General features: G+C 48.2%; 16 protein-coding genes. 12 read left to right on the top strand and 4 right to left on the bottom strand.

Translation table 11 applies throughout. The features are described 5' to 3' along the window. The first annotated feature begins 28 nt into the window (after window positions 1–28). Together T491_RS0106180 and T491_RS0106175 are read left to right on the top strand one after the other, a co-directional pair. Entirely contained in the window at window positions 29–829 is an 801-nt protein-coding gene (locus tag T491_RS0106180) for a polysaccharide biosynthesis/export family protein (RefSeq protein WP_028903118.1), read from the top strand. Between the two features lie 213 nt (window positions 830–1,042). Further along, window positions 1,043–1,276: a hypothetical protein gene (locus T491_RS0106175; protein WP_155950052.1), complete on the top strand. Its 234-nt coding sequence runs from the start codon at window positions 1,043–1,045 to the stop codon at window positions 1,274–1,276. A gap of 62 nt (window positions 1,277–1,338) precedes the next feature. On the opposite strand, the gene T491_RS0106170 is transcribed toward T491_RS0106175, so the two are convergent. From T491_RS0106170 to mutA, 3 genes are read right to left on the bottom strand one after another with little or no spacing between them, the layout of a single operon-like run. Continuing rightward, on the bottom strand, window positions 1,339–2,385 hold the full coding sequence (locus T491_RS0106170) for an NAD(P)/FAD-dependent oxidoreductase (protein WP_081773266.1): 1,047 nt from the start codon (window positions 2,383–2,385) through the stop codon (window positions 1,339–1,341). Further along, on the bottom strand, window positions 2,386–4,551 hold the full coding sequence (gene scpA, locus T491_RS0106165; protein ID WP_028903115.1) for a methylmalonyl-CoA mutase: 2,166 nt from the start codon (window positions 4,549–4,551) through the stop codon (window positions 2,386–2,388). 19 nt (window positions 4,552–4,570) lie between these two features. Further along, a complete protein-coding gene (gene mutA / locus T491_RS0106160) occupies window positions 4,571–6,433 on the bottom strand; it encodes a methylmalonyl-CoA mutase small subunit (RefSeq protein ID WP_028903114.1) in 1,863 nt (620 codons plus the stop codon). A gap of 226 nt (window positions 6,434–6,659) precedes the next feature. Between mutA and T491_RS0106155 the strand changes: the two genes are divergently transcribed. From T491_RS0106155 to T491_RS0106110, 10 genes are all read left to right on the top strand, one after another. Then, on the top strand, window positions 6,660–8,351 hold the full coding sequence (locus T491_RS0106155) for a putative transporter (protein ID WP_028903113.1): 1,692 nt from the start codon (window positions 6,660–6,662) through the stop codon (window positions 8,349–8,351). Window positions 8,352–8,392: 41 nt separating this feature from the next. Further along, window positions 8,393–9,418 carry an OadG family protein gene (locus T491_RS0106150; protein WP_028903112.1) on the top strand — a complete coding sequence of 342 codons (1,026 nt, stop codon included), beginning with the start codon at window positions 8,393–8,395 and terminating at the stop codon, window positions 9,416–9,418. Window positions 9,419–9,423: 5 nt separating this feature from the next. Beyond that, entirely contained in the window at window positions 9,424–9,876 is a 453-nt protein-coding gene (locus T491_RS0106145) for a biotin/lipoyl-containing protein (protein WP_028903111.1), read from the top strand. A 31-nt stretch (window positions 9,877–9,907) separates the two neighbouring features. Beyond that, entirely contained in the window at window positions 9,908–11,065 is a 1,158-nt protein-coding gene (locus T491_RS0106140) for a sodium ion-translocating decarboxylase subunit beta (RefSeq protein ID WP_028903110.1), read from the top strand. Further along, on the top strand, window positions 11,062–11,655 hold the full coding sequence (locus T491_RS0106135; RefSeq protein ID WP_369699746.1) for a response regulator transcription factor: 594 nt from the start codon (window positions 11,062–11,064) through the stop codon (window positions 11,653–11,655). Before T491_RS0106140 ends, T491_RS0106135 begins: the two co-directional genes overlap by 4 nt. Before the next feature lie 112 nt (window positions 11,656–11,767). Further along, entirely contained in the window at window positions 11,768–13,207 is a 1,440-nt protein-coding gene (locus tag T491_RS0106130; protein ID WP_028903108.1) for a tagaturonate reductase, read from the top strand. A 6-nt stretch (window positions 13,208–13,213) separates the two neighbouring features. Further along, a complete protein-coding gene (uvrA, locus tag T491_RS0106125) occupies window positions 13,214–16,009 on the top strand; it encodes an excinuclease ABC subunit UvrA (RefSeq protein WP_028903107.1) in 2,796 nt (931 codons plus the stop codon). A 15-nt stretch (window positions 16,010–16,024) separates the two neighbouring features. Beyond that, window positions 16,025–18,058, top strand: a complete 2,034-nt coding sequence (locus T491_RS0106120; RefSeq protein ID WP_036915460.1) for a DUF5686 family protein — start codon at window positions 16,025–16,027, stop codon at window positions 18,056–18,058. Further along, a complete protein-coding gene (locus T491_RS0106115; protein ID WP_028903105.1) occupies window positions 18,052–21,273 on the top strand; it encodes an exodeoxyribonuclease V subunit beta in 3,222 nt (1,073 codons plus the stop codon). Before T491_RS0106120 ends, T491_RS0106115 begins: the two co-directional genes overlap by 7 nt. Then, the gene (locus tag T491_RS0106110) at window positions 21,270–23,903 is read left to right on the top strand and encodes a PD-(D/E)XK nuclease family protein (protein ID WP_028903104.1); all 2,634 of its coding nucleotides are present in this window, start codon (window positions 21,270–21,272) and stop codon (window positions 23,901–23,903) included. Before T491_RS0106115 ends, T491_RS0106110 begins: the two co-directional genes overlap by 4 nt. Here the strand turns inward: T491_RS0106110 and T491_RS15815 are convergent. Continuing rightward, window positions 23,886–24,668, bottom strand: a complete 783-nt coding sequence (locus T491_RS15815; RefSeq protein ID WP_036915457.1) for an ion transporter — start codon at window positions 24,666–24,668, stop codon at window positions 23,886–23,888. The genes T491_RS0106110 and T491_RS15815 overlap by 18 nt on opposite strands.

The raw sequence follows: 24,668 nt of genomic DNA, 5'->3' as shown, positions 1-24,668 counted from the left end.
ACAAAGTAAAAATAAAAAAAATAGAGATATGAAGAAGTTTTATTATCTTTTTGTTGTTTTGGCAGTTGCCACTATCATGTCATCGTGTGGCAGCACTAAGAATGTGGCCTATTTCAAGAATAGCGACAGCATTGACTTCAGTCAGTCGCGACGTCTTTACGATGCCAAGATTATGCCTAAGGATCAGTTGACCATCACCGTCAACACCACCGATCCAGAAGTATCGAGTGCATTCAACCTGATCATGCAGAACGCCTATACCCAGGGACGTAACCTTAATTCTGGTGGTGGTGGTACCGTAATGCCCTATCTCGTAGACAATGAGGGTTACATCAAATTCCCCATAATCGGAGCCCTGAAGGTGGTAGGACTGACCAAGCGCCAGTGCGAAAGGATGATTGAAGACAAGATTCGTCCATATCTCTCAGAAAACGAAAACCCAGTGGTTACCGTACAGATGTCGAGCTACTCTATCTCAGTACTTGGCGAAGTGGCTCGCCCTGGTACATTCATGGTATCGCGCGAGGAGATCACCATCCTCGAGGCTCTGGCTCAGGCAGGCGACCTCACCATCTATGGTGTGCGCGACAAGGTGAAGCTGATTCGTAAGAATGCCGACGGCAAAAAGGAAATGCACACCCTGAACCTGAACGACGCCAACATCGTTAACTCGCCCTACTACTATCTGCAGCAGAACGATGTAGTATATGTAGAGCCTAACAAGGTGAAGGCACAGAACTCGAGTGTAGGTAGCATGACCACCCTCTGGTTCAGCGCAACCAGCATTCTGATCTCACTGACCTCGCTGCTGTACAACATCCTGAAATAAGACCATTTTTCATTATCTCATATCGAAGGTGCAGGCAAATTCATGCTTAGCACCTTCTTTTTTAGCCCGTTTACTCAAACGTTTACATAAGATTTTCGAGGGGTGACGATACATTGTTGGCGGAAAGTGCGTATCTTTGCAACTGATAACAAGAGAGAGAAGCAAGGAAGACCATACGACAAACTACGAATCGAATATATAAATGTAACAGCTATGAGTAAAGGATTTGTTATCGGAGACCGTTCGAAGGATGAGTGGATATCTGTTCTGGACACAGACAAGAAGAAACTCGAGTTTACAAGCCTTCTGGCCAGCGCCAAAGAATATCTGCAGGAAGAAGACGCGCAGATGGAACTGGCAGAAATCCAGAAAACTGGTTACTTCAGCGATCTGCAGATCTACTTGAAGGAGGATAACAAAGCGTATAAGATTGACGAATGCGACTGACTCATTCATGTAAGAGATGCAAAGAAAAACCCCGCTAAACAGCGGGGTTTACTTTTTGTGCCTTATCGTGCAGAATCATCCTTTTTCTTGAGCCATGTTTCACGCCTCATCTTAGTATCAAAAATCCACTTGACGGCACCTGGATGATGGCACAGCCATTTCACTATAGCAAAACCAAAGCCACTGAAGAACACCTTAGTAACCCACATCTCCTTACGCATCTTGCGGAAGATACCTGCATTCACCTGACGGAAGGGAATATTCTGCGTGATAGCTTTAGCAGCATTCTCAGCCGTTCTCATGGCGTCATAGAGTCCTTCACAAGTAGAGCGATTGGCAAATCCACCCGCATCACCTATCAAGATAATATGATCGTGAAGTGGATAGTCATTCGACAGGTAGATAAAAGCACCACGAGCCTTACCTTCAGGAACACCATTATCGTTCATCACCTTACGGAACTTGGCTGGCGTTGTAGCTGCATCGCCGAACCCTACAATATCGTATTCCTTATTAGGGAAACGATAGAAATAGCCGCCAATGCAGTAGCTTTGCGAGAGCGTAACGTCGATGCTGTTATCACCACTCTTCTCTACATATTGCTCCATCGCAAGAATACCACGGTCAGTATCAGGCTTCAAATAACGGCGCACAAAACTATTCGTGCCGTCGGCACCTACCAGATAGTGACATGCTATCTGCATTCCATCCTTCAACGTAACAAAAATCTGGCCATCGCGCTCTTCTATCTTGTCAGGTGCGCCCTGAATGAACTCACCACCATGATCCTGATAGTGCTTAAGCAACGCATGATCGAAATACTTACGCTGTACGATACGGATGGGCTCGTCAATGTCAAACTCGCAACGGGCTTGGTTGTCGACATTGAGCCGGATGTGTGACACGGGGTTATACTCGTAAGGAACCCCAGGAATGAGACGCTCAAGAAGATGCCACGTCTTGGATGTCAGACCACCTCCACAGATCTTATCACGTGGGAAAGTACAATGGTCGATGAGCAGACAGTCAACACCAGCCTTCAAGAGTAAATTCGCACAAACGGAGCCGGCCGGGCCGGCTCCAATAATCAATACTTCAACTTTCTTCATTTATTCTTTATCAAGTAGGATCTTCATCATCTGGATAGCCGAATAAGGAATCGGGGTGCCAGGACCAAAGATACAAGCCACGCCAGCCTTGTAGAGGAAGTCGTAGTCCTGAGCAGGAATCACACCACCAGCGGTAACCATGATATCCTCGCGACCCAGCTTCTTCAGTTCCTCAATGAGCTGTGGAATCAGCGTCTTATGACCAGCAGCGAGCGACGAAGCACCTACAATATGCACATCGTTCTCAACAGCCTGACGCGCAGCCTCTTCTGGTGTCTGGAACAGCGGTCCCATATCCACGTCGAAGCCACAGTCGGCATAACCTGTTGCCACTACCTTTGCACCACGGTCGTGACCATCCTGACCCATCTTGGCAACGAAGATACGTGGACGGCGACCTTCCTTCTCAGCGAACTCATCGGTAAGGCGCTTGGCCTCCTCGAAGTCCTTATCGTTCTTTGATTCTGAACTATACACGCCTGAAATTGTTCTGATTACAGCCTTATAACGACCTACGATCTCTTCGCAGGCATCCGAAATCTCACCCAGAGTACAACGCAGCTGAGCAGCCTTTACAGCCAGATCGAGCAGGTTGTTCTCGCTCTTGCGACCTTCCTTGAAGTCGCGTACACACTCAGTGATAGCCTTGAGTGCAGCCTGACAAGCGGCCTCATCGCGCGTAGAGCGAACCTGAGCCAAGCTCTCCTCCTGCTGCTTGCGTACAGCGGTGTTATCCACCTCAAGGATATCGATAGGATCCTCGTGCTCCAAACGGTACTTGTTGGTACCAACGATGGTCTGTACACCACTATCGATACGAGCCTGAGTACGGGCTGCAGCCTCCTCGATACGCATCTTAGGCAGACCGGTCTCGATGGCCTTAGCCATACCGCCCAGCTTCTCAATCTCCTGAATATGCTCCCAAGCCTTGTGAACCAGCTCATTGGTCAGGGTCTCAACATAGTAAGAACCAGCCCATGGGTCAATCTGCTTGCACACCTTAGTTTCGTTCTGAATATAGATCTGGGTGTTACGAGCGATACGAGCCGAGAAGTCGGTAGGCAGAGCGATAGCCTCATCAAGCGCATTGGTATGCAGCGACTGGGTGTGACCCAGCACAGCAGCCATTGCCTCGATACAGGTACGACCTACGTTATTGAATGGATCCTGCTCGGTGAGCGACCAACCAGAGGTCTGCGAGTGGGTACGCAGCGCCAGCGACTTAGGATTCTTGGCGCCGAAGCTCTTCACAATCTTAGCCCACAACAGACGGCCTGCACGCATCTTGGCAATCTCCATGAAATGGTTCATACCGATAGCCCAGAAGAACGAGAGTCGAGGTGCAAAAGCATCCACATCGATACCGGCATTCACACCCGTACGCAAGTAGTCCATACCATCGGCCAAGGTGTAAGCCAGCTCGATATCAGCTGTAGCTCCAGCCTCCTGCATGTGATAACCCGAGATAGAAATAGAGTTGAACTTAGGCATCTTCTGCGAGGTATACTCGAAGATATCAGCGATAATCTTCATTGAGAATGCAGGGGGATAGATATAGGTGTTACGCACCATGAACTCCTTCAGGATATCGTTCTGGATGGTACCAGCCATCTCCTCTAACTGAGCGCCCTGCTCCAGACCGGCTACGATGTAGAATGCCAGGATAGGCAGCACTGCACCATTCATGGTCATTGAAACGGACATCTTGTTCAAGGGGATACCACTGAAGAGCACCTTCATGTTCTCCTCGTTACAGATAGATACGCCAGCCTTACCCACATCGCCCACTACACGAGCGTTATCGGGGTCGTAACCACGGTGTGTAGGCAAATCGAAGGCTACAGAAAGACCTTTCTGACCCGAAGCCAGATTACGGCGATAGAAGGCATTCGACTCCTCAGCAGTAGAGAATCCGGCATACTGACGGATAGTCCAAGGCTTGAAGGGATACATCATCGAATACGGACCACGCAGATAGGGAGGGATACCAGCTGTAAAGTCGAGGTGTTCCATACCTTCAAGGTCTTCCTTTGTATAAACTGGACGAACCTCGATGTGCTCTGGGGTTTTCCAGTTGGCCTCAATACCATTATCTTTAATCCACTTGGCACCATCCTGAGCCTTGATGCCTGCATAGATATCAATATCTTTAAACTGTTTACGCATAATTCAAGTCTCCTATTCTTTAAATACCAAGTTTCTGATTATATTCTTTCAAAGTCTCAAGCACGTTGCACTTCACGTGAACAAAGTTCTCGATGCCAGCGGCCTTCAGGTCTTCCATGCAAGCAGGCGCACCAGCAACCACGAACATGGCGCGACCATCGAGGTACTTAAAGGCAGGGATAGCGTACTCGGCATACTCATCGTCGCTCGAGCAGATAACCACGATATCGGCCTTAGCCTCCAAAGCAGCATCAACACCCTCTTCAACGGTCTTGAAGCCCAGGTTATCAATCACCTTATAACCTGCGCAAGCCAGGAAGTTGCACGAGAACTGTGCACGAGCCTGACGCATGGCCAGATTACCAATGGTCAGCATGAATGCAGTAGGAACTTTCTTCTCCTCTGTATGGATGCGGAGGTCTTCGAAATCGGCAGCCAGACGAGTACTATCGATAGCCTTAAAAGGCACGCTCTCCTCACCATGATGGTGCACACCACCACAACCACAGTTATGCTTATAGGCACGTTTGCCCTCACTCTTCTCTGTGAAGTTAGGGAACTGGTTAGTACCCAGCAGGAACTCCTTACGCTTGGCAGCATCGCCATGACGCTTCACATTGGTAGCATTGATATCGTCCTGAATAGTTCCTGCCTTGATAGCTGCGAGGAAGCCTCCCTCCTCTTCTACTTTCAGGAATATCTTCCAAGCCTCTGTAGCCAAAGCATCTGTCAGATGCTCAATATAATATGAGCCTGCTGATGGGTCGACAATACGATCGAAGTGGCTCTCCTCCTTAATCAGCAACTGCTGGTTGCGAGCAATACGCTCAGAGAAATCGGTTGCCTCCTCGTAAGGTGCATCGAATGGCGTTACCACCATCGAGTGAACACTACCTAAGGCAGCACTCATAGCCTCGGTCTGCGAACGCAACAGGTTGACATAGCTGTCGAACAGCGTCTGATTATAAGTAGAGGTGGTAGCGTTGATAATCATCTTGCAAGCGCAGTCGCACTTGGGCTCGTACTGCTTCACAATCTGAGCCCACAGCAAACGGGCTGCACGGAACTTGGCAATCTCCATGAAATAGTTCTCGCTTACACCCATATTGAACTTGATGCTCTTTGCAGCTGTATCAGTATCAACACCTGCATCAGTAAGCTGCTGCAGATACTCATTACCCCAAGCCAACGCATAGCCCAACTCCTGAACGATGTAGGCGCCAGCATTATTGAGGGCATCACTATGAACCACGATACCACGGAAGTTCGGATACTCCTTGAGCGACTCGGCTAATTTAGGTCCGAATGCCAGAACAGGCGAAACATCCTTACCCTTGAGAACCATCTTCTTCATGGGATCCCATTCTATAGAGCCCACAATCTTATCCTTGTCGTAGCCCTTCTTCTGCCAATAGGCCTTCAGAATCTCTGCCAGTTCAAGCGAATGACGCTGACAGGTAGAGAAGTTTACCTCGATGCACTCGCAATAGATACCATCGAGCAGTGTCTCAACAGTATCCATCGACACCATATTGCCAGGAATCTTGAAACCCAAAGAGTCGATACCCTTGTTCAGGATATCGAGTGCCTTTGCATTAGCAGCCTTGGGGTCGCTGGCCTCGATATTCTGACGGACATACCACTCGTTGGAGTCCTTCTTGTTACCACGAACATAAGGGAACTCACCAGGCAAAGCGTCTGGTGTCTTCAGATTCGCCAAGTCTTCGCGACGATAGAAGGGCTGTACGTTAAAACCTTCGTTTGTTCTCCATACCAAGCGCTTCTGGAAGTCGGCACCTTTCAGGTCGACCTCAATCTTGTCGAGCCATTCCTGTTTGGTCGGCGCTGTGAACTCGGTAAAGAGTTTTTCTTTGTTTGCCATAGATTTGATACGTTTATTATTATATAAGTTGTTTTAAGTTGCTATTATCAGCTGACAAAGTTACAACTTTTTTATGCAAAACAGCATTTTGAAGTGTGAAAGAAATAAAAAATCACTATTTATCCAAAAATAGATGCACAAAAATGCTAAAGATGAGCATTTTTTAAGTACCTTTGCAGTCGAAATTTGAGACTTTTTATAGAATAGGTATTATTAAGATTTATTTATGGAATCATTTCAGTGGTTAAGTGACCTTTTTACAACGACAGACTCAGTAGCGCATATCGCGTTACTCTACGCTATTGTGATAGCGATTGGTGTCTATTTAGGAAAAATTAAGTTTTTTGGTGTCTCACTCGGAGTAACCTTTGTATTGTTTGCTGGCATTCTGGCCGGACACATCGGATTCACTGCTCCAACCCCCATTCTAACATTCGTACAGGACTTCGGACTGATTCTCTTCGTGTTCATGATCGGATTGCAGGTAGGTCCTGGTTTCTTTGAGAGTTTTGGTACACAGGGAATCAAGCTCAATGCCATGGCTGCCACAGCCATCCTGCTGAATATCCTCGTGATGTTCGCTTGTTACTACATCTTCTTCGACACCAACAACGTGACCAATCTGCCTATGATGGTTGGTACGCTCTATGGTGCCGTGACTAACACACCTGGACTTGGTGCCGCCAACGAAGCTCTCTCTACCGTATTCGGGAGCAATGCACCACAGATAGCATCAGCCTATGCCTGTGCCTACCCTTTGGGTGTTCTCGGCATCATCGGCGCTGTTATTCTGGTAAGATATATATGCAAGGTAAAGCTGGACCAAGAGGAGAAGCAGTTGGAAGCGCTCGACGAGACCAACGCCAATAAGAAGCCTTATAAGATGCACCTCGAGGTGACCAACAAATATCTGGAAGGCAAGACCATCTTACAGGTTCATGACTTCTTGAACCGCGATTTTGTGGTATCTCGACTGGTACATGAGGGAGAACTGTTCATCCCTAACCGCGACACCATCTTCCACCTGGGCGACCAGATGCTGATTGTTTGTGCCGAGGCTGACCAGGAGGCTATCACCGCCTTTATCGGTCCTAAGCTTGACATCGACTTTGAGCAGCAGGACCAGCCTATGGTATCAAAGCGTATCGTGATTACCAACCCCAAGGTAAATGGTAAGACATTGGCATCACTCCACTTCTCAAGCGTTTATGGTGTAAACGTCACTCGTGTAACCCGTCACGGTATGGACATCTTCGCCTCTCCCACACTGCCATTGCAGGTAGGCGACCGTATCATGGTTGTTGGTCCTGAGGATGCTGTCGACAACGTGGCAGGCAAGATGGGTAACTCTATCCGTCGTTTGGACGCACCAAACATCGCCACCATCTTCGTAGGTATTTTCATTGGACTGATCTTCGGTATGTTCCCATTGGCCATCCCAGGCATGCCTGTACCTGTTAAGCTTGGTCTGGCTGGTGGACCGCTCATCATCGCTATCCTGATTGGCCGTTACGGCTATAAGATACATCTGGTAACCTATACCACTACATCTGCCAACATGATGTTACGTGAGATTGGCTTGGTACTCTTCTTGGCATCAGTAGGTATCAAAGCTGGCGCAGGATTCTTCGAGACAGTAGTTCAGGGCGATGGTCTGCTCTATGTTCTCACAGGTTTCCTCATCACCATCATTCCTATCCTCATCGTAGGACCTATCGCACGCTGGAAGTTTGGATTTAACTACTTCACCCTGGCAGGTATGATAGCTGGTACCTATACCGATCCCCCCGCACTGGCTTATGCCAACAGCATCTGCTCAAAGGAAGCTCCTGCATTGGGATACTCAACGGTTTATCCGCTGGCGATGTTCCTCAGAATCTTTACTGCGCAGATCGTGGTATTGTTCTTCTGTGGCTAACGGAGTAGACAATTGAAACTTATATAATAATTACCAACAAAATGAAAAGAACCAAAATCCTGCTCAGCGGACTATTGCTGGCTGGCACCACAGCGATGATGGCACAAGGAGCCAAGAACATTCGCATCAACGAGGTGCTGACCAACAATACCGCCAGCATTCAGGATGATTACGGACAGTGCCACGCATGGATTGAGTTGGAGAACACCTCGTTCACCACCTACAACGTGCGTGGCATGTATTTTACTACTGATCGTTCCGTACTCGATCCCAAAATGAGCGTCCCTGAACGTATCAAACGTATGAGCGTCATCCCAAGTGGTGATACACGTACGCAAATCGGCGGGCGCCAGCATCTGATCTTCTTTTGCAACTCAAACCCTGCACAGAGTAAGTTGCATCTATCTCTCAACGTTCCAATGTCAGAGCCTCTCTGGCTGGGATTTTTCAATGGCAATGCCACAGAACTTATCGATTCGGTTAGCATCCCCGCTTTGGCCGCTGACCAGAGTTACGCTCGTCAGACCACCAGTACATGGGTAGTCAAATCAGCCGAGAATGTAACCCCTGGTATCGAAAATTTCATCAAAACGGATGAAACAAAAGATGCCAAACTAAAGCGCGAGGATCCGCATGGTTTTGGAATAACCCTTCTGGCCATGGGTATCGTTTTTTTCTGTCTGGCTGTATTATTCATTTTCTTCTGGGTATTCGGCCTTATCATGCGCAACCTCGAGATGGCCAAGAAAGTGGCTCATACCCAACCTATCAAACCAATCACCAAGACCGTTGAGGTTACCCACGACCTGGCTCACGCCACAGGTAACATTCTTCAGGACGGTCTGAAAACAAAGGGTATCGATAAGGAGGTCTATATCGCTGTCATCTCAATGGCACTCAAACAATATCAAGAAGACGTGCACGATGTAGAAAGCGGCATCATCACTATCAAGACCCGCGATACAGGATGGTCGGACGAAGGTAGTCAGATGACCCACTTCTCAAGACCGGTAATTCCAACCAAGCATAATGCACCTAAAATCCCAACAACCCCAGAAATCCATTGAACAATATGAATAAATATCAGTATAAAGTACAAGGCGTTGATTACGACGTTGAGATAGAAGAAGTAGAAGGCAACGTAGCCAAAGTGGTAGTGAACGGTGTGCGTTTCGACGTAGAGTTGAAGCAGCCCATCAACCCCACAAGTACACTAAAAAAGGTGCACGTGGAAGCTCCCAAGACGGTAGCCCGTCCAGCTGTAGCACCAGCCGCAGCTCCTGCAGCCGCCAAACCTATGGCAGCTGGTACAGGTTCGGCCATTAAGGCACCACTGCCAGGAACCATTATCGACCTGAAGGTAAACGTAGGCGATACTGTGAAGCAAGGCGATGTGGTTCTTGTGCTCGAAGCAATGAAGATGCAGAACAACATCGAGAGCGAATTTGCAGGTACCGTTACCGCTATCACCGTCAAATCTGGTGAGAGCGTGATGGAAGGCTCTGTCCTTATGACTATTGGATAATAAAAAAGTGATTAGCGAATAATGAATAGTTATGGATTTAGGACAGTTTATCATACAGAACTTTCATGAGTTCCTGACCTATACAGCATTTGCCAATGCAACGGTCGGGAACCTGATCATGATTGCCGTTGGAGCCTTCTTTATCTGGCTTGCCATCAAAAAAGACTTTGAGCCACTGCTACTCGTCCCCATCGGACTGGGCATCATTCTGGGGAACATCCCCTTCCGCGCAGATGCTGGCTTGGAAATAGGCCTCTACGAGGACAACTCCGTACTGAACATTTTCTACCAAGGTGTGCGACAAGGCTGGTATCCACCACTCATCTTTTTGGGTATTGGAGCTATGACCGACTTTACGGCTCTGCTGGCCAATCCAAAGCTGATGCTCATTGGTGCTTCTGCCCAGTTTGGCATTTTTGGAGCCTATATGGTTGCATTGGCTATGGGATTCGAACCTTCACAGGCTGCAGGTATAGCCATTATCGGTGGTGCCGATGGTCCTACAGCTATTTTCCTCAGTTCAAAGCTGTCGCCCAACCTAATGGGAGCTATTGCTGTTTGTGCCTATAGCTACATGGCACTGGTACCTGTGATTCAACCGTTCATCATGCGTCTGCTCACCACTAAGAAGGAGCGCGTCATCAAGATGAAACCTGGTCGCGAGGTATCGCAGACAGAGCGCATTCTGTTCCCCATCATCGGCCTGCTGCTCACTACCTTTATTGTACCATCGGGCCTGCCCCTGCTGGGTATGCTCTTCTTTGGTAACCTGTTGAAGGAAAGCGGCAAGACCACCCGTCTGGCAAAGACTGCTGGTGCTGCACTCAACGACATCGTTGTAATGCTGTTAGGCTTAACCGTTGGTTGTTCTACACAGGCCAGCGAGTTCCTCACCTTCAACACCATCAAGATTTTTGCCTTAGGTGCCATGGCATTTATGATTGCCACCGCATCAGGTGTATGCTTCGTCAAGCTGATGAATCTCTTCCTGCCTGAGGGTAAGAAGCTCAACCCGCTCATTGGTAATGCGGGCGTTAGTGCCGTACCAATGGCAGCACGTATATCAAACAATCTCGGTCTGGAATATGACCGTCATAACTTCCTGCTGATGCACGCTATGGGACCAAACGTAGCTGGTGTCATCGGATCGGCTGTAGCAGCAGGCGCATTATTAGGATTCTTATCATGATGAATAGACCCAAGATAGCAATCATCGACCCCAATACCCTCTCGGCATTGGGGTTGAAGGCTATTCTGCAGAATGTCATGCCTATCATGACAGTTGACACTTTCGGATCAATTTCTGAGTTAGAGGCTAACGAGCCCGATAGTTATTTCCACTATTTTACAGCTATGCCTGTTGTATTGGAGAACAAACAGTTCTTTGATGAACGTAAACGCAAGACCATCGTGCTGACCCTTTCGCTCGATACTATGTCACAACTGTCTGATTTCCATTGCCTATGTATCAACGTACCAGAATCAGAGTTGGTTCGCTCGCTTCTGATGCTGGAACAACATGCCCATGGAAAGGGAGAGAATCTGCCACCTATGCCAGCTATCTTGAGTCAGAAGATTCTTTCGGATCGTGAGATAGAAGTGATGTCGTTGATTGTACAAGGATATATCAACAAAGAAATTGCGGACAAACTGAATATCGGACTGGCAACTGTTATTACCCATCGAAGAAATATCATGGATAAGTTAGGGCTGAAAAGCGTATCAGCTCTGACCATCTATGCCGTGATGCATGGGTATGTAGATATCAACAAAATCTAGCGCAAAGGTTTTCGTGGTTTTTTAAGGATTTAGTGAGTAATAATTTGGAAGTTTAACAAAATTCGTCTATCTTTGCACTCGCAAATAATAACAATTAAAACAATATTTAGAAATGAAACCACTAAACAAACAGTTTGCTCCCAAGAGCGTTATGCCTGAAAAGGTTATTCAGTTTGGCGAAGGTAACTTCCTCCGTGCATTTGTAGATTGGATTATCTGGAATATGGACCAGAAGACCGACTTCAATGGTTCAGTAGTAGTCGTACAGCCTATCGAGAAAGGCATGGTAGACTGGTTGAACGCTCAGGACTGTCTATACCATGTAAACCTGCAGGGACGTGAGAACGGAAAGCCCGTCAACACTCTGGAGCGTATTGATGTGATTAGTCGTGCCTTGAACCCATACACCCAGAATGCCGCTTTCATGGCACTGGCCGATCAGCCCGAGATTCGTTTCGTCATCTCTAACACTACAGAGGCAGGTATCGCATTCGATCCTTCATGTAAGCTCGAGGATGCACCAGCAAGCAGCTATCCTGGAAAACTGGTTCAGTTGTTGTATCGCCGTTATCAGACTTTCAATGGCGATAAGACCAAGGGACTGATTATCTTCCCATGCGAGTTGATTTTCCTGAACGGTCACGTTTTGAAAGATTGTATTTACAAATATATCGAACTGTGGAACCTTGGCGATGACTTCAAGAAATGGTTCGAGGAGGCTTGCGGCGTATATGCTACCCTCGTTGACCGTATCGTACCAGGATTCCCACGTAAGGAGATTGCCGAGATCCAAGAAAAGATTTCATATCGCGACAATCTGGTTGTACAGGCAGAGAACTTCCACCTGTGGGTCATCGAAGCTCCAAAGGAAGTAGAGAAGGAGTTCCCAGCAGACAAGGCTGGCCTGCATGTTCTTTTCGTTCCATCAGAAGAACCATACCACAAGCGTAAGGTAACCCTGTTAAATGGTCCTCACACCGTATTGAGCCCTGTTGCTTTCCTGAGTGGTGTTAACATCGTACGCGATGCCTGCAACCACGAGGTGATTGGCAAATATATCCATAAAGTTCAGTTTGAAGAGCTGATGCAGACACTCGACCTGCCTATGGACGAGCTCGAGAAGTTTGCTGGCGACGTATTGGAGCGTTTCGACAATCCATATGTTGACCACCAGGTAACCAGCATCATGCTGAACTCATTCCCCAAGTTCCAGGCTCGCGACCTGCCCGGCGTAAAGACATTCCTGGAGCGCAAGGGCGAGCTGCCTAAGGGATTGGTATTCGGTCTGGCTGCTATCATCACCTACTATAAGGGTGGTAAGCGCGAGGATGGTGTTGAGATTGTACCAAACGACGACCAGAAGATTATGGACCTGCTGAAGGAGCTCTGGGCAACAGGCGACACACAGAAGGTTACCGATGGTGTGCTGGGCGCCGAGTTCATCTGGCAGGAGGATCTGAACAAGATTCCAGGTCTGAACGCTATGGTGAAGCAGGATCTCGACCTCATTAAGAGCGTAGGCATGCTCGAGGCCGTCAAGAGTATTCTTTAATAATGAATGAGTGATTCAATAGAGATAAAAGGGGCACGCGTCAATAACCTTAAGAATATTGATGTTAAGATTCCCCGAAACCAATTTGTTGTGATTGCCGGAGTCAGTGGCTCCGGCAAATCATCTTTGGCCTTCGACACATTGTATGCCGAGGGCCAACGCCGTTATGTAGAGAGTTTGTCGAGCTATGCCCGACAGTTCCTTGGAAGAATGAACAAACCTGAGTGTGATTTCATTCGCGGCATACCGCCTGCCATTGCCATCGAGCAGAAAGTGATATCAAGGAATCCACGAAGCACTGTGGGCACCAGCACAGAGATTTACGAATATCTACGCCTGCTGTTTGCCCGCATAGGTCACACCTATTCGCCCATCAGTGGCTGCGAGGTGAAGAAACACTCTACCGAGGATGTTGTACAAAAAATGCTGGAGTTCTCGAAAGGTACTCGATTCGTAGTGATGGCCCCCATCCATCTGCACGAGGGGCGCTCTATGGAGCAACAACTCAAGACCTACCAGTTAGAAGGTTATGCCCGCATCTACGTCAACAATGATTTCCAGCGCATAGATGATTATCTGGCAGCAGGCAAGTTCGACGATGAGAATATCTATCTGGTCATCGATCGCATGAGCGTAGACGACACCAAGGATGTGATTGCCCGTTTGGTCGACTCTGCCGAGACTGCTTTCTACGAAGGCCATGGTGAGTTACGCTTGCTATTCCCACCAACCATCTTCTACGATTTCTCAATGAAGTTCGAGGCTGATGGTATGACCTTTGAAGAGCCTACCGACCAAATGTTCTCGTTCAATTCACCAGCAGGTGCCTGTCCTGAGTGTCAGGGCTTTGGACGTATTGTTGGCATCGACGAGAAATTAGTCATCCCCAACACCACCCTATCTGTTTACGATGGTTGTGTGGTTTGTTGGCATGGCGAGAAAATGAAAGAGTGGCTCGACTGGTTCTGTCGCCATGCGGCCAAGGACGATTTTCCCATCTTTGAGCCATACATGAACCTGACTCAGAAACAGAAGGACTGGCTCTGGCACGGACTGCCCTCAGATAAAGGCAAGAAGGAGCGTCCATGTATCGATGCCTTCTTCGAGATGGTTCAGGAGAATCAGTACAAAATACAATACCGTGTGATGCTGGCACGCTATCGTGGCAAGACCACTTGTCCAAAGTGTCATGGCACACGCTTAAAGCCCGAAGCCGACTACGTGAAGATTGGCGGACGCAGCATTACCGACCTGGTACAAATGCCTGTGGTAAAGGTAAAGGAGTGGTTTGAGCGCTTGGAACTCGACCAGCACGATGCCGAAATTGGTAAGCGTCTGCTAATAGAAATCAGGAGTCGTCTGCAGTTCCTGCTCGATGTGGGTCTGGGGTATCTTACCCTCAACCGTTTGTCGAACTCGCTCTCAGGTGGTGAGAGTCAGCGTATCAACCTCTGTACATCGCTGGGTAGTTCGCTGGTTGGCTCGTTATATATCCTCGACGAGCCCAGTATTGGCTTGCACTCCAGGGATACCGACCGCTTGATTCACGTGCTGAAGGAACTGCAATCGTTAGGTAATACGGTGGTAGTAGTTGAGCACGATGAAGATATTATGCGCGCTGCCGACCACCTGATAGATATTGGTCCTGATGCAGGACGTCTGGGAGGAGAGGTTGTATTTGATGGTGATGCAAAAGAGGTAAACAAAGCCTCTTTAAAAAAATGGCCCAAGAGCTATACTGTCAAATATCTGCTACACGAGGAAGAGATACCTGTACCAACGTCTCGACGTCCATGGAACAGATTCATTGCTATCAAGGGCGCTCGATTGAACAACCTGAAGGGTATCGATGTCAAGATTCCACTAAATGTGATGACAGTAGTGACGGGCGTATCTGGTTCAGGAAAATCAAGTCTGATAAAAGGCATCCTCTACCCAGCTTTGCGACGTCGTCTCGGTGATGCATGTGATGCACCTGGTGAATTCATGGGGTTGCAAGGTGACGTTGATGCTATTAAGCACATCGAGTTTGTTGACCAGAACCCAATTGGTAAGAGCAGCCGTTCTAACCCAGCTACATATGTCAAGGCCTACGATGCCATCCGTGAGCTCTATTCTGCGCAACCACTCTCCAAACAGATGGGATTCACCTCACAGTACTTCTCGTTCAATGCTGATGGCGGGCGCTGCGAGGAGTGTAAGGGCGCTGGCACCATTACCGTCGAGATGCAATTCATGGCCGATCTGGTACTGGAGTGCGAAGCATGTCATGGTCACCGCTTCAAGAAAGAGATTCTTGATGTGAACTATCACGGCAAGAACGTCGATGATGTTCTGAATATGACCATATCAGAAGCCATATCCTTCTTCCAAGAGCATGGCGAAACTACTATCGTTAAACGTCTGAAGACGCTTGAAGACGTTGGCTTAGGATACATCAAACTGGGACAGAACTCATCGTCACTCTCAGGTGGTGAGAACCAGCGTGTAAAACTGGCCTACTTCATCGGACAGGAGAAACAGGAGCCCACGCTCTTTATCTTCGACGAGCCAACCACAGGTCTGCATTTCCACGATATACAGCGCTTGTTGAAAGCTTTCGACGCCCTGATAGCCCGCGGACACACCATCCTGATAATTGAGCACAACATGGAGGTCATTAAATGTGCCGACCACGTGATAGACTTAGGACCAGATGGTGGCGATAAGGGTGGTAACTTAGTGATAGCCGGAACGCCCGAACAAGTGGTGGCATGCAAAGAGAGTCTGACAGGAAAATACCTGAAAGAGAAACTGGAATAAAAAAGAATAACAACTTTGAGATACGATCAACTATTCACCAAAACACTACTGGCCGCCATACTTACGAGTATGGTCATGAGTGTTTCAGCGAGCAACAAACGTGATTCGCTGAATATCTTGAATCGTATCTATAATTACCAGCAGGCCAACACTGAAGCCATCGACAGTCTTGAGGATCAGGTGTACGCCAAGTTCCGCTACCATGTGGACAAACGCAATGCCGTATTGTGGCTCATCCCCTCTATGTATGTGATGGCTAAGGACGAGAGGGATTATATCCGTGAGTCGTACAGCAAGGTATTATTCAAGAATGCGCACGATTACAACATCTCCAACCAGTTGCTGTCAGGCACCATCCGTCGTAACCGCAAGGCACTACCTACCCTGCTCGACTACATGACGCCCAACATCTACGATATCGACCTGTACAATGGGCACATGCTCTCACCCTTCAATAAATGCAATCGCAGGTATTACCGTTTTACCCAGAAGCAGCAACACGACGGCACCACCCGTCTGGAGTTCCGTCCGAAGATTTACAACACGCAGTTGCTGAATGGTTATGCCATTGTTGACACCAATACAGGACGCATTATCCGCACGCTACTGAATGGCGAGTATGATATGCTTACCTTCCGCACAGAGATTACACAAGGCGAAGAAGGCGGGCGCTCCATCATGCCAGCCAAATGTACTACAGTAGCCACTTTCCGATTCATGGGGAACAGGATTTCTGCCCTGTTCGATGCCAACTATAACTGCGAAAAGTCGCTACCCGATTCTGCCGGGAAACAGGACAGCAGAGATTTGATGGACGAGGTTCGTCCCATACCGCTTACAGAAACAGACAGGCTGATCTATGAAGCCTACGACCAGAAAAACCGTCATGACTCGATGGTACAAGACACGCTCCCCAAGAAACAGCGACTTTGGAAGAAGATTTTCTGGGATACCATTGGTGAGAACCTGGTTACTCCTATCAAGGCAGAATCGGAGGAAGCCAACTTCAGCATGTCGCCCATCATCAACCCAATGTACGTAAGTTACAGTCATGCCCGTGGTGTGCGTTATAAGATGCGCTTCCGTTCGCAATACAACTTTTCGGCCCATCGTTATCTAACGCTCAACCCCACGTTTGGTTACACCTTCAAGGACCATCAATTCTACTTTACGGCCCCACTCCGTATGACGTATAACCCAAAACGTAACGGATATACCGAGGTCGTGTTTGGTAATGGTAACCGCATCAGTACATCTACGGTGATGGATGTGATTAACGCAGCCCATCAGGACACCATCAACTTCGATAATACGGATATTGACAAGTTTAAGGACCAGCATTTCAGCATCATCAACAATATCATGTTGTTCGACTGGTTGGATATCGAAACAGGTTTCATATACCATCGCCGTTCAGCTGTTAACAAAGAGTTGATGAAGTGTTACAACATGCCAACAGAATATCGCAGCTTTGCCCCGAGCATCGGTCTGAAATTCTCGCCTTGGCTGAATCATGGCCCTGTTCTGTCGGCCGACTACGAACGAGGTGTTAAGGGTGTTAACAAGTCGGATTTAGAATATGAACGCTGGGAGTTTGATGCCCAATGGAAGAAAAAGATTCCTGGTTTGCGATTGCTCAACATGCGTGCTGGTGCAGGTTTCTATACCAATAAGAAAGACAACCTGTTTGTGGATTATGCGAACTTCCGCGATGAAAACCTGCCAGAAGGATGGGACGACGACTGGAGTGGTAACTTCCAACTGCTACGTAGTCGTGTGTACAACCAGTCAGATTACTATCTGCGTGGCAACGTGTCGTACGAATCGCCCATGCTGGTGGCCACATGGATTCCCTACTTGGGAAAATATATTGAGAAAGAGCGCTTTTACCTGAGTGGAGTATTGCTTCAGGATTCGCGTCCCTATTACGAATTAGGCTATGGTTTTACCAATAGGTATATCTCTGTTGGTGCCTTTGCCAGTTTCCATAACACCCACTTCGACCGCATTGGCATAGAGGTGGAATTTGAACTTTTCAGAAGATGGTAAACGAAACACAGAAATCACTCACTGTATATAAGGCCAGTGCTGGAAGCGGTAAGACTTTCACGCTCGCTACAGAGTATATCCGTCTGCTGGTAGAGAATCCGCAGAGCTATCGCAACATTCTCGCAGTGACCTTCACCAACAAGGCTACAGAAGAGATGAAAATGCGTATTCTCAGTCAGCTGTATGGCATTTGGAAACAGTTGCCTGAGTCAGACAACTATCTGCAGAATATCCAAGCGAAAACAGGTCTTAAGCCAGAGGTTATCAGCGAGCGAGCCGGGTTGGCACTCAACAATCTGACTCACAACTATAACTATTTCCGTGTGGAGACCATCGACACATTCTTCCAAAGCGTGCTGCGTAACATGGCTCGCGAACTCGACCTGACCACCAACCTACGTATTGGATTGAACGATTATCAGGTAGAAGAGTTGGCTGTCGATCAGCTGATAGAAGATCTGACCACAACAGATGTGATGCTGCAATGGATTCTGAAGTACATCATGGAGAACATCTCTGATGATAAATCGTGGAACGTGATAGCACAGATTAAAAAGTTTGGTCAGAACATCTTTAAGGACTATTATAAAGAGGTGAGTCTCACCCTCGAACAGAAGATGGGCGAGGAAGGATTCTTTGAGAACTATACCAACTGCCTGCGCGAGTTACGCCACTCGACCGAGGAGCACATGAAGGAGATTGGAGAATCATTTTTCGACACGCTCGAAGGTGAAGGGCTTACCCCCGACGATCTGTCGAACAAACAACGCGGCATTGCCAGTTTCTTCAACAAACTGAGGCGAGGCGATTTCGATCCCAGCATCGTCAACACTACCGTAGCCAACCACCTTGAGAATCCAGAGAAATGGTGTGCCAAGACACATCCCAAGCGGGATATTATTATCCAGTTAGCCGAAAGCACACTGGGTGAAATACTCAGATATGCAGTAGATGCGCGCGAACAGCAATGGAAAGTCTATCAGTCAGCCAACCTCACCTTACGCCATCTTAACCAGCTACGCCTTCTAAGCAGTATTGAGAAAAAGGTACGCGAACTTAACGAGACTGATAACCGCTTTCTGCTGAGCGATACCCAGCAGTTGCTCCACTCGCTCATTGATGGCAGCGACTCACCTTTCATCTTCGAGAAAATAGGCACCCAACTCAAGCACGTGATGATCGATGAGTTTCAGGACACCTCTACCATCCAGTGGCAGAACTTCAAGGTGCTGCTTTCAGAGACCATGAGTCATGAAGATGGGAGCAACCTGATTGTGGGCGATGTAAAACAGAGTATCTATCGATGGCGCTCAGGCGACTGGCGCTTACTGAATGGTATCGAGCACCAGTTCAACGCCATGCTCATGGATATAAAATCGCTCTCAACCAACTACCGCTCTACACGTAACGTCATCGAGTTCAACAACCAGTTCTTTACCCATGCTGCCAACTTAGAGTATGCAGCACTCGAGGAGTTGAACTGCGACGAGCGCGACCAGCTAAAGAAGGCCTATGCCGACGTAACGCAGCAAGTTCCTGAGAGCAAGCCACAAGAAGGCAGGATTACCATCGAACTGCTTCCTAACGAAGAGTATCAGGAAGAAGTGCTGGCTCACATGACTGACAACGTGAGTCAGCTCATCGACCAAGGCGTTAGTCAGAAGGATATCGCCATCCTGGTGCGCTATAACTTCCATATCCCCATCATTGCCCGGTATTTTCTGGAGCATCTGCCTGAAGTAAGCATTGTGAGCGATGAAGCGTTCCGTTTAGATGCATCGGGCGCTGTATGTCTGATGATTCAGGCTCTGCAACTCTTGCTAACGCCCGATGACCAACTTACTAAGGCAGCCATTGTAAAAACCTGGCTCTGCACCGTTCAGGGGAAGGAACTGAGCGATAACGAGTTCATGATAGCAGGTGCCGACCTTGATGCCTACCTGCCCGAGGCGTATATAGCCCACTTTGATGAGCTATCTACCTTACCACTCTACGAGTTGGCCGAGAAGATATATGCTATCTTCGAGTTACATCGCTTAGAGGGTCAGGGCGCCTACCTGTGTGCCTTCTACGACCAGTTGGCCAACTACGTTAACGAGAATACTACAGATATCCAGGCATTCCTGACAGAGTGGGAAGAGTCGCTTTGCAAGAAGACTATCCAAAGCGATGAAACCAACGGTATCCGTCTGATCTCCATCCACAAATCAAAAGGATTGGAGTTCGATCATGTGATTATCCCCTTCTGCGACTGGCCCTTGGAAAAAACAACTGATAACATCATCTGGTGCCAGCCTGACGAGGCACCTTTCAACGACCTGCCCATCGTACCTATCGACTATAGTCAGAAGGCAATGATAGGCACCATCTACGAAGGCGACTACCTGCACGAACACCTGCAGAACATGGTTGATAACCTGAACCTGCTGTATGTGGCCTTTACCCGTGCTGCCAAGAGTCTGTTTGTAATTGGCAAACGTGGTGCTAAGACCTCACGTTCGGCTTTGATTGAGCTCTGTCTGCCTTTAGTGGCTGGCGATATGCCTGATGCCCAGTTGGAGGGTATGGAGAACAATGACGCTACGATTGTATTCTCTATGGGCTCGTTCTCTATTGGTCCGACAGCGCAGGAAGAAACAGCTCCCAGCCAGAACCCCTTCCTACAGAAATCAGAGGCTGTGCATGTGGCCATCCGTAACTTCGAAAGTAAGGTGAACTTCCGTCAGAGTAATCGCAGTCGCGACTTTATCGAGGGCGACGAGCTGGATCAGCAGCATCGTTACATCCAAGCTGGTAGCGTATTGCACGAAATATTCTCCACTATCCAGACTGAGAAGGATATTCCAGAAGCTCTGCAGCGTTTGCAGTTCGAGGGTATTCTGTACGACGAGGAGATGACAGCCAATAAGATTACCACCATGCTGCGTAAACGTCTGGCCGACCCACGTGTAGCCTCGTGGTTCTCGTCCCGCTGGACGCTCTTTAACGAGTGTACCATTCTCTCTGTTGAAGATGGCGAGGTTAAGGAGCATCGCCCCGACCGTGTGATGACTGATGGCAACGAGTGGATTGTGGTCGACTTTAAGTTCGGCCACCCTAACCCTGATTATCATGCCCAGGTGCGCCGTTATATGGACCTTTTGCAGTCGATGGGGCATCAGAACATCAAAGGCTACCTGTGGTATGTTTACAGTAATAAGATTGAAGAAGTATGAAAAGTTTCCTTGAACATGTAGCAGAAGACCTGCTTTCCAGATATGGCACCAATCTATCACGAGTAGCTGTGGTGTTCCCTAACAAGCGTGCATCGTTGTTCCTTAACGAGCACTTGGCACGCTTGGCGCAGAAGCCCCTGTGGAGCCCTGCTTATATTACCATCAGCGATTTGTTCCGCTCGCACTCTAAACTGCAGGTAGCCGACCCTATCCTGCTGGTATGCGAACTGCACCGTGTGTTCACAGCCTGTACAGGTATCGACGAGACGCTCGACCATTTCTATGGTTGGGGACAGCTGTTGCTTTCCGACTTCGACGATCTTGATAAGAATATGGCGCCTGCCGATAAGGTATTGGCCAACCTGCGCGATATCCACGAACTCGACGACACCTCGTATCTCACCCCAGAACAGCGTGAGATGATTAAGCGCTTTTTCAGTAATTTTTCAGAAGAGCACAACTCAGAGCTCAAGGAGCGATTCTTGCACCTGTGGAGCCATATTGGCGATATCTATCACCAATTCAACCAAAAACTGGCCGAACAGCAACTGGCCTACGAGGGTGCCCTCTATCGCCAGGTGGCAACGGACGAGACGTTGGAATTTGAATACGACACCTATGTGTTTATTGGTTTCAACCTGTTGCAGCAAGTAGAGCAAACACTCTTCAGCCGATTAGAGAAGCAGGGTAAGGCCATTTTCTATCAGGATACAGCTGAGGTACCACCATGCCATATCAACCTGATTTCGGCTCCTACCGAGAATATCCAGGCACGCTACATCAGCGAATGGTTGGACGCCGATCGCATAAACGATGGTCGCAAAACAGCCATTGTGCTTTGCAACGAGGGCTTGCTGCAAACGGTTATCCATTGTCTGCCTGAGAATGTTGACAAAATCAATATCACCACAGGTTATCCACTTGGACAGACGTCGATAGCCTCGCTCATTAATACGCTCATCAATATGCAGGTGCATGGTTATTCGTTGCGCAAGCAGACCTTTGCGCGTAGATGGGTTGAGAGCATCAAGCGTCATCCTTACGCCACACTGATGCCCAACGATTTTGCCAGTCAGCGCTATACCGATATCCAGCCCTTACTGCATTGGCTCATCAGTCTCACACAAACCATCGCAACCTCCAAGAGTCCTATCATCGACTCCCCACTCGATACAGAGAGCCTCTTCCGTATGTACACCTTGCTTAATAGATTAAGTGGACTGGTGGATAGTGGCGATCTTCAGGTTGATGTAATTACGCTACAACGCCTGATTGTACAGCTGATATCAACCACCTCTATCCCCTTCCATGGCGAACCTGCCGAAGGTATCCAGGTGATGGGTGTGCTCGAAACGCGAAACCTCGACTTCGACCATGTGCTTCTGCTTTCGTGCAACGAGGGTAACATGCCACGTGGCGTTAACGACACATCGTTTATCCCCTACGCCTTGCGTAAAGCCTACGGCTTGACCACTATCGATTACAAGGTATCTATCTACGAGCATTATTTCCATCGTCTTTTACAACGTGCAAAAGATGTTACTATCCTGTATAACAATGCCACCAGCGATGGTAAAACAGCCGAGATGTCGCGCTTTATGCTGCAGCTGATGGTTGAGAACAAGATTCCTATTTCGTATCAATCGTTAAAGGCAGGTCAGACACCTCAGCTTCACGCCCCCAAGGTTATTGAGAAGACACCAGAGGTCATGTTGCAGATGCAGAAACGCTTCGAGCCTAAGCGTGGCGGTATCAGTCCTACGGCCATCAACACCTATCTGCGTTGTCAGCTACGCTTCTTTTACCACTATGTATGTGAACTGATTGAACCTGATACCACAGAGGACGATCTGATAGACAATCGCCTGTTTGGTAACATCTTCCATAAGGCCGCCCAGCTACTGTACCAGAACATGACATCGACCACAATAACCTCGATGATGCTCGATGATCTGCTAAAAGAGGCTGTCACCATTGAGCGCACTGTCGACGAGGCTATCAAGCAGGAGTTCTTCAAAATCAACGATCCCTCGCGTCCATTGCCTCCACTCGATGGTCTGCAACTCATCAATCGTGAGGTAATCATCAAGTACCTGCGCCAGCTGGTGGAGGCCGATCGTCGTTTGACCCCCTTCCGCATACTGGGTCTCGAAAAGTGGGTCGACATCCATATTGGAGGTTGGAAGATAGGCGGTATTATTGACCGTTTAGACAGCATTACCGATCCTGAGACGGGTGAGGAACGTATCCGTGTTATCGACTACAAGACAGGTGCGCGCCACCTGAAGGCCATGCCTGACGTAGAGGCCATCTTCTCTCAGGAAGCCATCAAGGATCATAGCGACTACTTCTTACAGGCCTTCTTATATGCTCATATCATACGCTCTAATACGGCGCAGCCAGTGTCACCCTGCCTATTGTTCATCCAGCATGCAGGTAGTGAGGACTATGATCCCACTTTAAAACTCGGAAAAGAAACGGTCACAGATATAGCGACGTATGCAGATGCATTCATCGCGTTGTTCAAGCGTCAGTTGGACGAGATGTTCAATCCACAGATATCCTTCTGTCCTACCGATGATCGTCATCGTTGCGAGTCATGCCCTTATGCCTCACTCTGCCGAGGCTAAGGGTGCATTCTCTTCACGTTCTTTCAGCTCCTTACGCAGTTTCAGCTCATCCATATAGCCAGCGGTAATGATACCAGAAGGCAGCGCGATGATGGCAATACCCACAATCGACGAAAGGATACTGATAACACGTCCTGTATTCGAGATAGGATACAGGTCGCCATAGCCCACGGTAGTCAGCGTACATGCTGCCCAATAGAAGGCGTCGAAGAAATTTCTAAACAATGGTTGCCCTGTCATGGGATTAATGATATCCTCAGCATTAAACATAATGAGAGCCGTAATGAAAATATAGAACAGAGCCAACGAAGCTACTGTCCACAATATTTTCCCCTGTTTGCGCACCACGGCTACAATAAGCATCAGCGGTTCGAAGTAACGCACCACCTTAAAGATACGCAACAGTTTCAGCAGTCTCGACACACGCACAACCTTGAACGTAGGTGATATCATATTGAAGACAGGCAGGATTGACAACAGGTCAATAATAGCCATAGGCGTAAACGGATACACCACATACGCACGCCAATCCTTGTATTTCGACTCAAAGTCTGCAGTAGCCCATCTCAGGACATAATCGATGATAAAGAGGAGACTGGAGATCAGATCCATCCACCAGAACCACTTGTTATAGTGTCTGAACATGAGTGGAAACACACCAATCACGATAGCCATCAGCATCACAAAGCTATAGATCCGTGCCTGTGTACTCAGCCTGGGTGTCTTCACGATATCGTACACAATTTTTCTCCAATTTGTCTCCAT

It is taken from the genome of Prevotella sp. P6B4 (assembly GCF_000619985.1).
Classification (GTDB): domain Bacteria; phylum Bacteroidota; class Bacteroidia; order Bacteroidales; family Bacteroidaceae; genus Prevotella.
This window is presented reverse-complemented; position numbering and strand designations above follow the sequence as displayed.

What these genes read in the sequence shown, in the direction of transcription:
- T491_RS0106180 (WP_028903118.1), top strand. Translation starts at nt 29, where the DNA reads ATGAAGAAGTTTTATTATCTTTTTGTTGTTTTGGCAGTTGCCACTATC.
- T491_RS0106150 (WP_028903112.1), top strand. Translation starts at nt 8,393, where the DNA reads ATGAAAAGAACCAAAATCCTGCTCAGCGGACTATTGCTGGCTGGCACC.
- uvrA (WP_028903107.1), top strand. Translation starts at nt 13,214, where the DNA reads ATGAGTGATTCAATAGAGATAAAAGGGGCACGCGTCAATAACCTTAAG.
- T491_RS15815 (WP_036915457.1), bottom strand. Translation starts at nt 24,668, where the DNA reads ATGGAGACAAATTGGAGAAAAATTGTGTACGATATCGTGAAGACACCC.
- T491_RS0106170 (WP_081773266.1), bottom strand. Translation starts at nt 2,385, where the DNA reads ATGAAGAAAGTTGAAGTATTGATTATTGGAGCCGGCCCGGCCGGCTCC.
- T491_RS0106175 (WP_155950052.1), top strand. Translation starts at nt 1,043, where the DNA reads ATGAGTAAAGGATTTGTTATCGGAGACCGTTCGAAGGATGAGTGGATA.
- T491_RS0106140 (WP_028903110.1), top strand. Translation starts at nt 9,908, where the DNA reads ATGGATTTAGGACAGTTTATCATACAGAACTTTCATGAGTTCCTGACC.
- T491_RS0106115 (WP_028903105.1), top strand. Translation starts at nt 18,052, where the DNA reads ATGGTAAACGAAACACAGAAATCACTCACTGTATATAAGGCCAGTGCT.
- T491_RS0106145 (WP_028903111.1), top strand. Translation starts at nt 9,424, where the DNA reads ATGAATAAATATCAGTATAAAGTACAAGGCGTTGATTACGACGTTGAG.
- scpA (WP_028903115.1), bottom strand. Translation starts at nt 4,551, where the DNA reads ATGCGTAAACAGTTTAAAGATATTGATATCTATGCAGGCATCAAGGCT.
- T491_RS0106110 (WP_028903104.1), top strand. Translation starts at nt 21,270, where the DNA reads ATGAAAAGTTTCCTTGAACATGTAGCAGAAGACCTGCTTTCCAGATAT.
- T491_RS0106135 (WP_369699746.1), top strand. Translation starts at nt 11,062, where the DNA reads ATGATGAATAGACCCAAGATAGCAATCATCGACCCCAATACCCTCTCG.
- T491_RS0106155 (WP_028903113.1), top strand. Translation starts at nt 6,660, where the DNA reads ATGGAATCATTTCAGTGGTTAAGTGACCTTTTTACAACGACAGACTCA.
- T491_RS0106130 (WP_028903108.1), top strand. Translation starts at nt 11,768, where the DNA reads ATGAAACCACTAAACAAACAGTTTGCTCCCAAGAGCGTTATGCCTGAA.
- mutA (WP_028903114.1), bottom strand. Translation starts at nt 6,433, where the DNA reads ATGGCAAACAAAGAAAAACTCTTTACCGAGTTCACAGCGCCGACCAAA.